This is a genomic window from Mesorhizobium captivum, assembly GCF_033977165.1.
GTDB classification, from domain to species: Bacteria; Pseudomonadota; Alphaproteobacteria; order Rhizobiales; family Rhizobiaceae; genus Mesorhizobium; species Mesorhizobium captivum.
Genome location: NZ_JAVIJB010000061.1, coordinates 1 through 15,137, shown reverse-complemented (window position 1 = coordinate 15,137; position 15,137 = coordinate 1). Strand labels below are relative to the sequence as shown.

The window sequence follows — 15,137 nt, the reverse complement described above, 5'->3', positions numbered from 1 at the left end:
CTTCAAGTATCCCGAATTGCTGTGCACTGCTGTCCACCGCCCCTGGGTCGGCGCTTATTCTCCAGATCGCATCACTTTTCCAACACGCATTGAGCCGGAAGAGGCTCCACGGTCATCGCCCCATCCGGCGCCCGGCTTTCCGCATCGTATTTGAGCCTGAAATCGACAAAGGCATCCTCGCCGCTCGACTCGTCCTTGTCGGCGAAGAGTCCGATCCTCAGTCCCGCGATGACATCGACGCCCTCTGGCGCCGGGGCGAGCTTCTGCAGGCACGCATCGCGCGCGTTGAGGAAGGCGTCCTTGTCATCCGGCTTTGATGCCGGATCGCGCGTTTTCTCGATGCACGCTTCCAGATCGGTAAGAAGCGGCAGCTTGACGCGAATCTCGGCGGCACCGTCCAGAGCCTCGCCGGGTGCCTCACCGTGAATTGTCATGGGCGAACGCTTAACAGTGATCGAAAAGTCGCCGAAAGGTCCGGTGACCGTTACCGGGCCAGCGTCGCCGCCTGCGTACGCAAACGTCATCGGTACACCCCAGTTCGGGTTCATGACGTCGGCGCGCCCACATGTGAGCTTGACGGCGGCGGCCAGGGTCGCGTCCGGCAGCACGAGAACGCCAAGCATTGCCAACGGCGGCACGAACAATCGGCCGATGGTGTATCCCGTCACGATCATGCACTGCCCCAGTTCACGAACGAAATCGCGGAGATGATAGGTGCTGCAGTCAGTACGACACGAAGCCGCTGATAGCCGTCAGACTGAGCGTTGTAGAAATGGGCGCAACTCAGTTCTATTGATGTGCGCCGGTATTGAAATTGAGACTTTCTGGATGCTGTGCAAGTTAGATGATCCTTGGTCGCCGTAGCTTAATCCGCAGACGGCAGACATCGCCTTCAAAGGCAGATTCGAGCTTCGAGAAGCCGATCACTGCTCCTCTTCTTGTTCCTGTGGACCGCTGTTCCAGTCAAAAGTTGCCCATTTTGTGCATGTCGATCGTGCTCCAAAGCCCCCGCGATCGCATGCCTGCGCACTGTATGTGCCGCTGTCTCCAGGCTCCCTGTCGAACGAATAGCCATTGCCAACTTCAATCTGATCCCCGGGATTGGTCTTGAAATTGAAATGGGTGGTCCTCGAGAGCTTGCTCGATAGTGAGATACGGACCTTCCCGCCATAGTATTTCACCGATCCGCAAACGCCATTTATGCATTTGCGCGGAACGGTTGTGCTATTCGCGTAGGCTGTATTAGGCGCTACCAGAGGAGCCATGAGAACGGCAATAGTCGAGACTGTAGTGAGAGTTTTCGTTAACTTGCGTAGCATGATAGAATTCCTTCGTGATTTACGCTGAGATCCATGTTCGACCACTCAACCTTTGCTCTTGCAAATGTCTGCCTGGCGTTGTGGCGAAACTTACGATGTGATAGGCACCAACATCCATACCACTTACACAAACCCCTCCCTTGCAAGATGCTTGCGCATCCGCCGATAACACAGGGTTACGGTGGCGCAAGTCGCGATACCGAACATAACGACAAGCGATGGGAGTCGGCACTGATATTCTGGAATTTTCATCTTTACCTCCTCTTGACAATCCTTGGGGTGAAGCTGCACGGCGTCATTCATTTCTAACCGGCGTTGCCGGACCCAGCGGGATTGCTGCCGGAGCCGCCTGAAGCGTCGCTCTGATCGTTCACCTGAAGCTCGACGCGCCGGTTCTTCGCCCGCCCGTCCTCGGTGTCGTTGGAGGCGACCGGCTGCGTCATGCCGGCGCCGTCTGCGGTGAGCCGGTCGGCGGCGATGCCATATTGGGAGACGAGCGCCGCAACGACGCTGGCAGCGCGGCGGCGGGACAGGTCGAGATTGTAATCCGCGCCACCCTGGTTGTCGGTATGGCCAACGATCTTCAACTTGAGGTCGGGCTTCGACGTCAGCAGCTTGGCGATCTCGTCGAGCGTCGGCTTGGACTCCGGCTTCAGAGCATCCTTGTCGAGGTCGAAGAGAATTCCGTAGAGGGCAATCTTGCCGGCGTCGGCCAGCGTCTGCTGCATCTGGGAAGCATCTGGGAAATCGATCTTGCCGGTCTCCATCGCCTTCGTCTCGACGACCCTGACGACGGCGACGTTGCCGCTGCTGCTTTCGCCTAGATAGAGAGCTGCGTAGACCGCCCCCTCCGGGCGATCGAGCCTGGCAAGGAAGTAGCGGCCGCCCTCCTGGAACCAGTTATGAACGTAGTCGTCCGCGAGCTTGGGAATGGTGAGCGGATCGCCGACGGCCTGGCCGAGAAGGTATCCGCCCTCAGGTTGACCCGATTCGAAGCAGGACCCGTTCTTGGTGGCGCAGGTGAAGACCGTCGAGAAGCCCTTCGACTTCAGGCCTTCCTCGTAGTTGCGGAGAACCTCGAGCGTCGAACGGCCTTGCGGCAGCGTGTAGTAGACAAGCGTGACTCGGCCTTCCAACGTCTTGAAGCCGGTGCCGCCATTGGTGCTTGTCGGTGAGAACGGAGCTTCGACGACGTTAGCCTCGTCGAATTCCGTGACCGTGTAGCCAACAATCTCGGAGCCGGCGTAGCGCCCGACCAGCGAGTGATCGGAACTGCCTTCGACGTCCGCCGCCCGTACGGCCGCCGTCGTGCCCAATCCACTAACGATCAGCACCACCGCGAGGGCGCCGATCCCCTTCATGCTGGCGAAGATTTTCATCGTCTCATACCCCCGACACAAAAGGGCGTAGGCGGAACCGCAGCGCCGACAAGCCCGGAGAACTGGGTGCGATGGAATACCACCAGCATCGCCATGCCCCCTTCTGCGACTGCCCTTGCTGAATGAACCGCGGGCGTGCCGCCTGTCGCCCGCCGGGACAGCATCGATCCGATCCTGATGCAGAAAAAATGTGCCGTGAAAATCCCGGGCCGCCTATCACCATATGAGGCTAAAATGAGGCGGAGTGCGCGAGCGACGTTCTTGTAAAAATCCCACAGCACCGGGGACCTGGCCGAACCAACCCTCGGTGTGTTTTCGCTTTGCCTGAACCGCTGCGCGCTCTTCGGTCCGATGCGCTAGTGCCGGAAGGGATGCGCCGACTTCAGCAGAGCGACGAGCTGGCTTTGCTGGTTCGTTCCCGTCTTGCGGAAGATGCGGTTGAGATAGGTGCGCACTGTCGAGAATTGCAGGTTGGCTTCGGCCGCCGCCGCCTTCAGGCTCAAACCCTTGGCCAGCGCGGTCGCGAGCCTTACTTCCGCAGATGTCAGGTCGAACAGGCCGGTCAATATGGTCGGCGAGGGTACAAGCGCGCTTGCGCTGATCGCCGTTGCGACGACGAGAAAGTCGCCGCCGCCAAAGAGGTCATGCGCGTCCCGTTTGAGGGGCAAGACATGTAGCACGACCGGGGGAGCCAAGGCGTTGCGCACAGGTATGGAGCGCGGGGCCAACTCGCCACTCGCCGCCTGCAGGGCCAACTGGAACAGGCGATTGCACTCGGGATTGGCGATGGCGATGCCGCCGAATGCTGTCGGCAGGAAAAGCGTCTTCTCGCGGTCGAACAGGGCATTGGTCAATCTGACGCGGCCATTCGCGGCGAGAACCGCAGCAGGAAGCCCGATCATGGCCATAGCCTCGACGGTGCCACGTGCGCGCTCCAGCCCCAGTCGCACGGCCGCGAGACTGGCGCGCGCCATGTCGGGCCTCATGCGATCGAGGAGAGCGAAATGCTCTTGCCTGTAGGCTCCATCTTCCAGGCCGCGCTGGAAGACGAACATGGCGATCTCCCCGCTCGGCATTGGGATGGCCGCGCAGGCATGCGCGCCCAGACCGCGGGCGCGCAGCCGGATGCGCACCGGATCATCAATTATCTCCTTTGCCGTCATGAAGCTGTCCACATCGACGAAGCTCGCCGGACGAACAGTACTCATGCGTGTGGCGGCAGTGGAAAACCGTAGCACTTCGTCGGCAAGAACCTCGTCCATCAGGCCTTGCAATTGCGGAATGGCCTTTCCGCGAATTGGCATGCCATCCGCGAACACAAAGAGTGCGCCACCCTTCGAAGCAGCTGCCTGAGTGATCCTGGCGAGAACGGCAGGCCATTTCTCCGAGATGAAAGCGGCCTCATAAAGCGCATCGACGATTTCGGGAATCATGGGCTGAAATTTCAGGCAGACGGCTGAGGTTGTTACGCTAGCAAATCCCGCCCAAGTTGAAGCCTCAGCCTCGGAGGATCTGCAGATTTAATGCACCGCGAAGACGGCCCGAGATTAAGCGCCAGTTGATGACCGCGCGCTTACCTAACAGGTGATCTCGATCGAGGTGCCATATTGACAGCAGCGCTCCTTCGACTCAACCCTCCCATAGGCTGGCACACGGCCCTTACGCGGACGTTGCTGGAATACACTTCCCGCTGTCTTCGTTGATGAACTCGTGCATCGGATTCTCGGGTAGCGATAGCACCGACACACATGGCCGACAGGGCTTGGTGCCCTGATGAGGGTCGGGTGAGGTCATGAAATCGATCAGCTCGTCCTCGTCCCATCTCGGATCGGCTCGGTCAAGCTCTGGGTTAGGCGGCCACTTCTCCCGCGCGCGTCGTGATGCCCACGCCGAGATCAGGCCACGCGGGCTCGGCGGCGTCTTCAGATACTCGATCACCACCGGATCTTCGCCGCGCGGGCGGGCGCAGCAGCCATCTTCACTATTTGCTTCACTCGATGTCGTCGCGGATGCAGGCTTTCCGGTGCCGGGGAGCGACCTCTATCAGGGCAGGTACCGCCGCGGCGCAGGCATCGACGGCGTACGGACAGCGCGTCCGGAAAACGCAGCCCGACGGGGGACTTGCCGGGCTTGGTATGTCGCCTTTGAGGACTTGTCGCTGCCGCTTGACGGCGGGGTCGAGCGAGGGGACCGCAGAGAGCAGAGCTCGCGTGTAGGGGTGTCGCGGTCTCGCATAAAGGTCGGCCGCGGGGGCCACTTCCATGATCCGCCCGAGATAGAGCACCACGACCGTGTCGCAGATATATTCGACGACGGCGAGGTCATGCGATATGAACAGCATCGTCAGTCCAAGGCGAAGCTTGAGGTCATGCAGGAGATTGACGACTTGCGCCTGGATCGAGACGTCGAGCGCGGATACCGGCTCGTCGGCGACGATGAATTCCGGCTGCAGCGTGAGAGCGCGCGCAATGCCGATGCGCTGCCGCTGACCGCCCGAGAATTCGTGCGCATAGCGGTCGAACGCATCTGCAGGCAGCTCCACGGCGACGAGAGCCTCCTTCGCTCGCGCGCGGCGCTCGGCTTTGCTGCCGATGCCCTGGATATCGAGCCCTTCGGTCAGGATCTGTCCGATCGTCATGCGCGGCGAGAGGCTGGCGAAGGGGTCCTGGAAGATGTACTGCATCTTGCGCCGCTGCCGGCGCAGCTCGGTCGCGCCGAGCTTGGTGATGTCGATCCCCTCAAATCTGATCTCGCCTGAAGTCGGCTCGATCAGCCGGAGCACCGAGCGTCCGATCGTGGTCTTTCCTGAGCCGGATTCGCCGACGAGCCCGACAACTTCGCCACGTCCGATGTGGAAAGAAACATCCTGAAGTGCCTTGACCACCGGACCACGTGAAAAGGCTTGGGGTGCGAAGTGCTTGGTCAGGTTGCGGACAGAGAGATAGGGGGCTGGCATCGCTAGAGTTCTTCCCATCTGAGACACCGGCTCTCCTGGCTCGGCGACACTTGATGGAGCGGCGGCACGGCAGTCCGGCAGGTATCGATCGCCATACTGCAGCGTGGCGCGAAGGCACAGCCCTTGGGCAGCATGGCTAGCGAGGGAACATTGCCGGCGATGGTGGGCAGTGGAGTACCGGCGGCCTTCAGCGCGGTCGCCTCGCCGAGGCGCGGTGCCGAGCGCATGAGGCCGACCGTATAGGGGTGACGCGGATGGGGAAACACCTCCGCCACCGGTCCGGATTCGACGATGCGTCCCGCATACATGACGGCGACCCGGTCGGCAATCTCGGCAACGACGCCGAGATTGTGGGTGACGAAAAGAATGCTCATGCCGCGCTCGACCTGCAGCTTTTCCAGAAGCTCCAGGATCTGTGCCTGGATGGTCACGTCGAGCGCCGTCGTCGGCTCGTCGGCAATGAGCAGCGTCGGGTCGCAGGCAAGCGCCATGGCGATCGTCACTCGCTGGCGCATGCCACCCGACAACTCGTGCGGATATTGGAGCGCCCGCCGTTCGGGATCGTGGATGCCGACCTGCACCAGCAGTCGTGAGGCATCCAGCGCAGCCTCGCGTCGCGATTTGCCAAGATGGATGCGGATCGGCTCCGCGATCTGCTCGCCGACCGTGAAGACCGGGTTGAGGCTGGTCATCGGCTCCTGGAACACCATGCCGATGTCGTTTCCCCTGATGCGCCGCAACCCTTCGGCATCGAGCGTGGTCAGTTCAGTTTCGGTGCCGTCCTTGCGCCTGAGCCTGATCGATCCCTCGACGATTCTGCCGACGCGTCGCGGCAGCAGGCCCATGATGGACAGGCTCGTCACCGACTTGCCCGATCCTGACTCACCGACGAGCGCGACGGTTTCTCCCGGCGCGATCGTCAAGCCGATATCCTGAACGGCGGCGATCTCGCGTCCCGCGATGCGGAAGGCGGCGCGCAGACCGGAGACAGCGAGGGTAGGCGCGCCCATGGCTTCAGCCAAGCAATCCGACGTCGCGCAGGATGGCGTCGATCTTCGCCGCCTCCTCGTCGTTCAACGTCCGCTGCGGGCGCGCCATCGTGTGCGAGGCGATGATCCCCAGGCTGCGCATCGCCGACTTGAAGGCGCCGACGCCGGCCGAGCCGGCGCTCGTGCGGCCAAGCGAGATCGTCACGATCTCGAACAGTTTCAAGAGGCGCTCTTGTTCAGCCCGAGCAGCCTTGTGGTCGCCCGCCTGCACGAGATTCCAGAGCTTGACGTAGCCACGCGGGTCGACATTGGCGAGCCCCGGAACGACGCCATGGGCGCCCATCGACAGCGCAGTGTCGACCATGATCTCCGACCCCGTCATGCCGAAGAAGCTGCGGTCGCCGGCCATATCTTGGAGCACGTAGCGGAGATTGCCGTCATCGCCGCTGGAGTCCTTCAGTCCCGCCACGATCCCTTCCCTGGCCATGGTCACGGTCGTCTTGCGCTCCAGCTTGACGTGGACGCAGACCGGAATGTCGTAGGCGATGATCGGGATATCGACCGCATCCTTGATGTAGCGGAAGTGGTCGATGATTTCGGGCTGGCTGGTCCGTGTATAGAAGGGCGCGGTGACGACGATGGCATCGGCACCGGCCGCCTTGGCGATCAGGGAATGCTTGATGACGCGGTCGGTTGTCGGGTCGATGGCGCCGACGAAGAGAGGCACCCGCCCGTTGTTGACCTTGACCGCATGCTCGACGATCGCCCGGCGGGCGGTTTCATCGTGGAACACGACCTCGCTGGTCGAGCCGAGCACGAACAGGCCGTGCACGCCACCATCCAGGAGATTTTCGAGGCCCCGTGTGAAGGACGGGACGTCGACGCTGAAATCGGGATTGAGCGGGGTGACGACGGGTGGCACGACGCCGGTGAAGAGAGGCATTTGGAACCTTTTGGTCAGTTGAGATCGGATCTGGGGTCGAAGGCGTCGCGCAGGCCGTCACCGATGAAGTTGATGGCCAGAACGGTGAGCACGAGAGCTGCGCCGGGAAACATCCATTGCCAGGGATATTGCTCCAGCACGATGGTCGAGCGGGCGAGGTTGAGCATGTTGCCCCAGCTGGCCTCGGGCGGCGGTATGCCGAGCCCAAGGAAGGAGAGGCCTGCCTCCAGCAGGATCGCATTGGCGATCTGCAAGGTGGCGTACACGACCAGGATGTCGATTGAGTTCGGCAAGCCATGGCGCAACAGGAGGTGCGGCATCCGTGCACCCATCCCGCGCGCCGCGACGACGAAATCGCGTTCGCGCAGCTCCATGAGGCGCGCGCGGACCATGCGCGAGAGCACCGGCCAGGACAGCAGCGAGATGACGAGGATGGTCGGCATGATCCCAGTTCCCGCGATCGAGGCGAGCACAAGCAGAAAGATCACCGGCGGCAAGGTCATTACGAGATCGACGAGACGCATGACGGTGCTGTCGACCGCCCGGCCGCCGAAACTGGCGATCGCACCGACCAGAAAGCCGATAACTGTTGAGATTGCGACCGAACCCACAGCAACGATTAAGGAGATGCGGCCACCCTGCAGGACGCGCGCCAAGACGTCGCGGCCGACGCCGTCGCTGCCCAGCCAATGCGCCGCCGACGGGCCCTTGTTCATTGCCCTGAGATCGATTGCGTTCGGCCCGATCGACCACCACAGGTGATAGGTCGAGACGGCAAGCAGGATCGGGATCAGGATGATGAGGCCGGTGCGTGCCGCGCGGTTTTCGATGAAGCGGCCGAAGGCGCGACGCAGTGGACCCTTCGTCCGTGTCACTCCCTCTCCTATGCTTGTGGTCAGGGCCATCACGACACCCGAACGCGCGGGTCGACAAACGCGTAGGCGATGTCGGTGAAAAGATTGACGAGGATGACGCAGGCGCCGACCACCAGGGTCGCCCCCATTATGACCGGATAGTCGCGGGTGCCGACGGCGTTCACCAGCAACAGCCCCATGCCCGGCCAGTTGAAGACGCTCTCGAGAAAGATCGCCCCGCCCACCGCGATACCGATGGTCGAGCCGATCAAGGTGATCACGGGAAGCAGCGCGTTGCGCGTCGCATGTTTCATGATTACCCAGAACTCGCGCACGCCCTTGGCCCGCGCCGTGCGCACGTAGTCCTGACCGAGAACCTCGAGCAGCGAGGAACGCATGTACCGCATGATCATGGCCGCATGTCCGATTGACAGCAGGCAGGCGGGAAGGATGAGATGTGTGAGCACGTCAAACACCGAGAACGGCGTCCCGGGCGTCTGCATGCCGCCGGATGGAGCCCAGCGCAGCAGAACCGAGAAGAAGTACAGACCCAGCAATGCGGTCAGGAACGCCGGACTGGAAATGCCGACAAACGACAGCACCGAAAGCGAAATGTCGGGCCATGCGTTGCGTCGAACAGCGCTGACGATGCCGCAGGCAATTCCGACGACGATCGCTATGGCGAGGCCGGTCCCCATGAGAAGCACCGTCGGGCCGACGCGTCCCAGCACCAGTGGAAGCACGGCAACGCCGCTCCGCTGGATCGAATAGCCGAAATCCCCCGACAGGGCGGCGCGAAGCCAGCCGAGATACTGGATCGGCAGTGGCTGGTCGAGGCCGAGGCGCAACCGCAGTGCCTCCAGATCTTGTGGCGACAGTGGCACCGACGGATTGATGTAGGCGTCGATCGGATCGCCGGGCGCGAGCCGCAGCAGGAGGAAGATCAAGACGCTCAATGCGAGTACCATCAACAATCCTGCGGCGCTGCGGCGGGCGATGAAGCTCAGCATGGCTTTCACGTCTGGCGGCTGACGAGGCCGGCACCACGGTGATGCCGGCCTCGGCCGGATGGCGAAGTTATCTATTTCACTGGATGTCCCACAGTTCGGGATGAGCCGCATAGGGGCCGCCCGCCGGAGCCGGCGTCCACACGAAATCCTTCAATTTCTTGGAAGCGACGCCGTAGCGGTTTGCTACCCACAAGGTCGCCCAGGGCAGGTCCTTGTTCATCGCCTTGCAGACGTCCTGCCAGGAAGCGTTGACCTTGGCGGAATCGGTCTGCCCAAGTGCGGCATCAAACGCTGCGCTCAGGTCGTCGAACTCGATGCGCATGGTGTTGAAGCCCGCCGGGGGAAGCTGCGACTTGTTGAGGCCAGGATTGAGCCCCGCCGGGTTCGGACCATTCTGCAGGCCGGCATAGATCATCGGAAACGCGTTCCAGTCCGGCGTGCCTTGCTTGTAGACGATGCCGTTATAGGTGGGCGTATCGACGACACGCGGGACGATGTTGACGCCGACCTGGGCGAGCATCGACTGAATGGCCGCCATGACGTTGGCTGCCTGCGGCGAGCCGTAATAGGTCAGCAAGGTGATCGGCTTGTCGCCGTTGATCTTGCCCCACCCGGCCTCGGCGAGCAACGCCTTGGCCTTTTCCGGATCGTAGGCGTAGGGCTCTAGCCCTTCCGGCACCAGATGCGGCGTGACGTAGCCGCAGTTCGCGACTTTGGCGGCACCGCCATAGAGGCTCTCGACGATCGCATTGCGATCTATCGCATACAGGATTGCCTGGCGTACCTTCAGGTCCTTGAAAAGGTCCACCTTCTGGTTGAGGCCGATGTAGTTGACTACGTAGGAACCACCTTCGATCAGCGTGTAGTTGCTGTCGTTCTTGAATGTGGCGGCGTCGTCCGGCTCGACATAGGTGAACTGGATTTCGCCGGCACGAAGCGCGGCGACGGCTGCCGCCGGGTTCTCGAAATAGCGGTTGATGAGCGTGTCGACCTTGGGCTTGCCGCCGCGGTAGTCGTCATCCGCGGAGAGCTCGACATACTGGTCCGTGACGTATTGCTTGAATTTGAATGGACCGGTTCCGACCGGCGTCGTCGACCACCATTTGCTGTTGGCCAGCTGATCGGGCGCGATGCCGGCGAGTGCGTGCTCGGGCAGGATCAGCACCTGAGTGATGACGGCGAGAAAGGAGCCGTTGGGCTTCGACAGTTTGATCACCACCGTGCGATCGTCCGGCGTCTCCACCGATTGGATGTCGCCCAACCGGGCAGCAAACAGGCTGCCCGACGCTTTGTTTCTCGCAAGATCGAACGTGAACTTCACGTCCTTGGAGGTGAAGGGCTTGCCGTCGTGCCAGGTCTCCTTGGCCAGATTGAATGTGTAGGTCAGCTGGTCGTCGCTGACCTTCCAGTCCTTGGCAAGGCTGCCTTTCAGCTCGGTCAGCTCGGCGTTCCAGATGACCAGCGGCTCGAAATAGGTGCTGAGCCAGGTAAAGCCGGCGGTCGACACGAGCGGGTTGAAGTTCTTGGGCAGGCCGCCCGGGCCGACATCGAAGCCGCCGGTGATGGTCTTGCCAGACTGTGCCTCCGCGACTGTGGCGAAAGCGGTGCCGGCGATCAGCAGGCCGGCAAGGGCCAGATGACGCGCAATGCTACTTATGCCCATGGTTTCCTCCCTTGGCGTTTTCACGTGTTTCGGTTTTTGGCGATGACTTGCTGGATTCCCCGATAGTGATCGTCGAGGCGCTGGCGCGCGCGCTCGACATTCTTGGCTGCCACGGCCTCGACGATCTCGTGATGGTCCCGCCAGGTAGAGAGCGGCGTCGGATTGTCCAGGTTCGCGAAGTTCGACGCCTTGTTGAACGCGATCCAGAAGATGTCGATCAGCGCGCTCAGCATGTGGTTGTTCTGGCAACGGAACAGCAACTGGTGGAACTGCTGGTCCTCGGCTGCGAAGCTCTCATGGCGCTCGGCGCGCCGGCGCATTTCCTCGGTCAAACCGCGCAGCGCCTCGATGTCCTCGGCACTAATCATCTCGATCGTCTTGCCGATGAGGCCTGTCTCCAGCACGCGGCGAATTTCGCGGAGCTCCTCGACGTCGCGCAGCGAGTCCTGCAAGCCGTAAGCGAGATTGTCGAGCAGCGGCTTGAAAGAGAATTCCTTGACGAAGACGCCGATGCCCCGGCGCGTCTCCAAGATGCCGATCGACTCCAGCGCCTTGATGGCCTCACGAACGGAGTTGCGTCCGACACCGAGCTGCTGGGCGAGGAATGTTTCCGGCGGCAGCGCGTCCCCGGCCTTGAGCCTGTTCGCCTCGATGTAGTTCCTGAGGCTCTCCTGCACCGTGACATGCAGCAAGGGCGGACGGTTAAGCGGCTCGAGCGACTTCATCGCCTGCACGTTTGCTCCTCCCTCCTTGGCCATTTCCGCATGTTTCCACGAAACGAAACGTCGTCGACTTGTACTGATAACGACTTGTAGGATATCCTGCAAGTGATAAGGAAAAGTGCCTGCACATGAAGATCATTCTTGCCGGTTCGAGCCACTGGCACGCAGGAATGCACCTAGACGCTGCCCGCGCCGCCGGCGGCGAAATCATCGGCGTTTGGGACGAGGATCAGCAACACGCCAAGATGTTTGCGCGGTCAAATTCGCTGCGCTCGATCGATCGCTTCGACGATGTGCTCGCTGCCGGAGCCGGCGTCATTCTTCTGATGGGACATCCTCGCAGCGTGCCGGGGCGGGCACGCCGGATCATTGAAGCAGGCATTCCGCTGATCCTTGAGAAGCCTGCGGCAAGCAGCACCGAAATCTTGTCGGAACTTCTCGAACTGACCCGGCAACGAAATGCCTTCGTGAGCGTGCCCTTCCCCAACCGCTTCGGGCCAGCGGTCATTGCGTTCCGGAAGCTGCAGCGGCAAGGGCGGGCCGGTGCCATCGCGTATGGCCACTTCAGGATCGTCAACGGCCCGCCTGAACGATATGCCGAGGATGGCGTCCCCTGGATGGTCGACCCCGGAATCGGAGGCGGCGGCGCGCTGCGCAATCTGGGTATCCATGGCATCGACGCCGCGCTCGACCTCGCTGCCGGCACCCTCAGGCTGAGGACCTCATACATCGGTAACCGCATCCACAACTCGCCTGTCGAAGACCATGCACTGCTGGTGCTCGAGGACGAGGCCGGTGCGATATTCACCGTCGAGGCGGGCTATACCTTTGCATCCATGCGCCCCGGCGGTGATTTCGAATGGCGAATCGTCAGCGCCAACGCGACTTTGATCGATCACGGCGACAAGGCGATCTCAGCAACGCTTGATGATGGGGCAGGCACAGAACTCACGCCTGAACCGACGGCGACGCGCTACCGCCTCTGCATGCGCGACACCTTCGATCGGCTGGCGCGAAACGAGCCGGCGACCATCTCTCTCAGTGACTACGTCGCGGCAATGTCGCTGATCGATACCGCTTACCGGAAGGCAAGAGAATGATTGGTATTGGGATTATCGGCGCCGGGCATTTCGGCGCCGCACACGCGCGTGCGATCGAGAAGATCGATGGCGTGCGCCTTGTCGCGGCATGCCGCAACGACGAGTCCGCACTTGGCGCCTTCACCGCCGAGCATGGCGGCCGCGGCTATAGGGACTGGCGCGCCCTCATCGAAGACAAGGACGTCGATGCCGTTGTCATCACCACGCCCCACCATCTGCACACGGAGATGGCGATCGGCGCGGCGCAGGCCGGAAAGCACATTCTGCTGGAGAAGCCGATGGCTCCGACCGCCGCTGCCTGCGACGCGATCAATGCGGCTGCCGCGGCGAATGGCGTGAAGCTGATGGTCGGGCATCTGATGCACTTCTCACGCCCTTGCATGACGGCAAAGGAGGCGCTCGCCGAGGGCTCGCTCGGCCGCCCGCTGATCGCTTCGAGCTGGATGATCAAGTTGTGGATGGAGCAGAACCGGCAGGATTGGCATCTCAGCTATGGAACCGGCGGCGGCATGCTCATGACGGCGGGCATTCACGCGCTCGACCGGCTGGTCTGGCTCATGGACGACGATGTCGTCTCAGTCGGCGCCATGCTCGGCGTCAAATTCCATGACCAGGAGGCGGACGATGCTTCGATGCTCAGCCTCCGCTTCGCAGGCGGCGGCATCGGCCAGGTCCAGAGTGTCGGCTATCGCGACGGCGCCGTCAGCTTCGCAATGGATCTAGTCTGTGAGCACGGAACGCTGAGGATCGACATGGACCGGGGCACCTCGCTCGGTCGTGGCACCCGATTGACCGACCTGCCGGATTCATTCGAGCCAAACTGGATGCACAACGCCGTCATACGCGAATGGGCGCATATGCGCGACGCAATCCTGAACGATGCGCCGGTCACCGTGACCGGCGACTATGGCCGCAGGATCATCGCCATCATCGAGGCAGCATACAGGTCGAACGAAAGCCGCAGGGAGGAAGAACTTGCCTGACCATCTTGCCGCCCTGCCCGCCAACGCGCCACGGGGCATCTGGGGCGCCGCCCTGCTTGCCATCGGCAATGACGGCGAGATCGACTGGAGCGCGACGCGCGAAACCGTTGCCAGCCTGTGCGCCTCCGGCGTCGACGGCATCTATTCGAATGGCACGGCATGCGAGTTCCATTGTCAGACCGAGGACGAGTTCGACCGGCTGAGTGCGTTGGTCGCAGAGGAGGCAGGTCGCGCCGGTGTCCCTTTCCAGATAGGCATTAGCCAGTCGAACGCGCGCGTAGCACGCGAGCGTCTGCGGCGCGTTGTGGAGCTGTCACCTTCCGCCGTCCAGTTCACCCTGCCCGACTGGTGGCCGCCGAGCGACGACGAGATTTCGCGCTTCGCGAAGGGTCTCGCCGAAACGGCGCCAAGCCTCCCCCTTGTCCTTTACAACCCGCCACATGCGAAACGACGGCTGGCACTGGACACGATCGCGCGCCTTCGTGATGACGTGACGACACTCGTCGGCGCCAAACTGCCGGGCGGCGACGAGAACTGGTTCGATGAGATGCGAAGGCTGCTGCCGGGGTTCTCGATATTCGTGCCGGGACACACACTGGCGACAGGTTACGCTCGAGGCGCCCACGGCAGCTATTCCAATGTCGCCTGTCTCAGTCCAAAAGGCGCATTGTCGTGGTGGCAGCAGATATTGAGCGGCGCATCGGATGCTGTCGAGATGCAAGCACGCATACAGGCATTCTTGGCCGATCACGTATTGCCCTTCCGCGCGCGCTATCAGGTCAGCGACGCCGCCTTGGACAAGGCAATGGCTGCGGCCGGCGGCTGGGGCAACATCGGCCCACGGCTTTTGTGGCCATACTCTTGCGTCCCCGATGCGGAGATCGTGCCGTTGGCGAAGGCGGTTCGTACGAGATTGCCGGAGTGGTGGTAGAGGGCTGCCTCCGTCGCGATAATGCACCGAATCGAGACGCCTTGGCTCCCGCGACGTGCCCCACGTCTGCGGCTATCTTTGTCTTGGCGCCTTAAGAAGCTTACATCCCCCAGTATCTGCCTTGCTTGAAGGCTTTCGGAAGCCGGTATCGCTTGTCCTGATGAAGTGCCGAACTCCTTCACCCACGCCGAGGTTCGACCAAATGGCGTATATGGGGCCGAAGAACGAACCCGCTGCGCGGGATGGGCCCGTGCGGTGAGGTAGAGATCACGAGCCGGACGTCGCGCT

At 62.1% G+C, this 15,137-nt stretch carries 13 protein-coding genes; 3 read left to right on the top strand and 10 right to left on the bottom strand.

Annotated features, from left to right (window positions below):
* Positions 1-71: 71 nt before the first annotated feature.
* The 10 genes from RFM40_RS31090 to RFM40_RS31045 form a co-directional block, all read right to left on the bottom strand.
* On the bottom strand, positions 72-674 hold the full coding sequence (locus RFM40_RS31090) for a hypothetical protein (RefSeq protein WP_320278861.1): 603 nt from the start codon (positions 672-674) through the stop codon (positions 72-74).
* A 950-nt stretch (positions 675-1,624) separates the two neighbouring features.
* Complete coding sequence (locus RFM40_RS31085; protein ID WP_320226998.1) at positions 1,625-2,698, bottom strand: OmpA family protein; 1,074 nt, start codon at positions 2,696-2,698, stop codon at positions 1,625-1,627.
* A gap of 356 nt (positions 2,699-3,054) precedes the next feature.
* Positions 3,055-4,131 (bottom strand): helix-turn-helix transcriptional regulator, encoded by a 1,077-nt coding sequence (locus tag RFM40_RS31080; protein WP_320226997.1) that lies wholly within the window; start codon positions 4,129-4,131, stop codon positions 3,055-3,057.
* Between the two features lie 557 nt (positions 4,132-4,688).
* On the bottom strand, positions 4,689-5,654 hold the full coding sequence (locus RFM40_RS31075; RefSeq protein WP_320226996.1) for an ABC transporter ATP-binding protein: 966 nt from the start codon (positions 5,652-5,654) through the stop codon (positions 4,689-4,691).
* 2 nt (positions 5,655-5,656) lie between these two features.
* Positions 5,657-6,664, bottom strand: coding sequence for an ABC transporter ATP-binding protein (locus tag RFM40_RS31070; RefSeq protein WP_320226995.1), 1,008 nt, complete (start codon positions 6,662-6,664; stop codon positions 5,657-5,659).
* Positions 6,665-6,668: 4 nt separating this feature from the next.
* Positions 6,669-7,586 carry a dihydrodipicolinate synthase family protein gene (locus RFM40_RS31065; RefSeq protein WP_320226994.1) on the bottom strand — a complete coding sequence of 306 codons (918 nt, stop codon included), beginning with the start codon at positions 7,584-7,586 and terminating at the stop codon, positions 6,669-6,671.
* A gap of 14 nt (positions 7,587-7,600) precedes the next feature.
* Positions 7,601-8,491: an ABC transporter permease gene (locus tag RFM40_RS31060; protein ID WP_320226993.1), complete on the bottom strand. Its 891-nt coding sequence runs from the start codon at positions 8,489-8,491 to the stop codon at positions 7,601-7,603.
* Entirely contained in the window at positions 8,491-9,450 is a 960-nt protein-coding gene (locus tag RFM40_RS31055; protein ID WP_320226992.1) for an ABC transporter permease, read from the bottom strand. Before RFM40_RS31055 ends, RFM40_RS31060 begins: the two co-directional genes overlap by 1 nt.
* Positions 9,451-9,526: 76 nt before the next feature.
* Positions 9,527-11,113: an ABC transporter substrate-binding protein gene (locus RFM40_RS31050; protein WP_320226991.1), complete on the bottom strand. Its 1,587-nt coding sequence runs from the start codon at positions 11,111-11,113 to the stop codon at positions 9,527-9,529.
* Positions 11,114-11,133: 20 nt separating this feature from the next.
* Complete coding sequence (locus RFM40_RS31045; RefSeq protein ID WP_320226990.1) at positions 11,134-11,871, bottom strand: FadR/GntR family transcriptional regulator; 738 nt, start codon at positions 11,869-11,871, stop codon at positions 11,134-11,136.
* A gap of 92 nt (positions 11,872-11,963) precedes the next feature.
* Between RFM40_RS31045 and RFM40_RS31040 the strand changes: the two genes are divergently transcribed.
* Genes RFM40_RS31040 through RFM40_RS31030 form a run of 3 tightly spaced genes read left to right on the top strand, consistent with a single transcriptional unit; the run spans position 11,964 to position 14,849 of the window.
* Entirely contained in the window at positions 11,964-12,935 is a 972-nt protein-coding gene (locus RFM40_RS31040) for a Gfo/Idh/MocA family protein (protein WP_320226989.1), read from the top strand.
* Positions 12,932-13,918, top strand: a complete 987-nt coding sequence (locus tag RFM40_RS31035; protein ID WP_320226988.1) for a Gfo/Idh/MocA family protein — start codon at positions 12,932-12,934, stop codon at positions 13,916-13,918. Before RFM40_RS31040 ends, RFM40_RS31035 begins: the two co-directional genes overlap by 4 nt.
* The gene (locus RFM40_RS31030; RefSeq protein ID WP_320226987.1) at positions 13,911-14,849 is read left to right on the top strand and encodes a dihydrodipicolinate synthase family protein; all 939 of its coding nucleotides are present in this window, start codon (positions 13,911-13,913) and stop codon (positions 14,847-14,849) included. Before RFM40_RS31035 ends, RFM40_RS31030 begins: the two co-directional genes overlap by 8 nt.
* Positions 14,850-15,137 lie beyond the last annotated feature (288 nt).

Bases quoted from the DNA above. Each gene is read 5' to 3' on its own strand.
- RFM40_RS31050 (WP_320226991.1), bottom strand. From the start codon at position 11,113: ATGGGCATAAGTAGCATTGCGCGTCATCTGGCCCTTGCCGGCCTGCTG.
- RFM40_RS31040 (WP_320226989.1), top strand. From the start codon at position 11,964: ATGAAGATCATTCTTGCCGGTTCGAGCCACTGGCACGCAGGAATGCAC.
- RFM40_RS31080 (WP_320226997.1), bottom strand. From the start codon at position 4,131: ATGATTCCCGAAATCGTCGATGCGCTTTATGAGGCCGCTTTCATCTCG.
- RFM40_RS31065 (WP_320226994.1), bottom strand. From the start codon at position 7,586: ATGCCTCTCTTCACCGGCGTCGTGCCACCCGTCGTCACCCCGCTCAAT.
- RFM40_RS31045 (WP_320226990.1), bottom strand. From the start codon at position 11,871: ATGGCCAAGGAGGGAGGAGCAAACGTGCAGGCGATGAAGTCGCTCGAG.
- RFM40_RS31085 (WP_320226998.1), bottom strand. From the start codon at position 2,698: ATGAAAATCTTCGCCAGCATGAAGGGGATCGGCGCCCTCGCGGTGGTG.
- RFM40_RS31070 (WP_320226995.1), bottom strand. From the start codon at position 6,664: ATGGGCGCGCCTACCCTCGCTGTCTCCGGTCTGCGCGCCGCCTTCCGC.
- RFM40_RS31035 (WP_320226988.1), top strand. From the start codon at position 12,932: ATGATTGGTATTGGGATTATCGGCGCCGGGCATTTCGGCGCCGCACAC.
- RFM40_RS31055 (WP_320226992.1), bottom strand. From the start codon at position 9,450: ATGCTGAGCTTCATCGCCCGCCGCAGCGCCGCAGGATTGTTGATGGTA.
- RFM40_RS31060 (WP_320226993.1), bottom strand. From the start codon at position 8,491: ATGGCCCTGACCACAAGCATAGGAGAGGGAGTGACACGGACGAAGGGT.
- RFM40_RS31075 (WP_320226996.1), bottom strand. From the start codon at position 5,654: ATGCCAGCCCCCTATCTCTCTGTCCGCAACCTGACCAAGCACTTCGCA.
- RFM40_RS31090 (WP_320278861.1), bottom strand. From the start codon at position 674: ATGATCGTGACGGGATACACCATCGGCCGATTGTTCGTGCCGCCGTTG.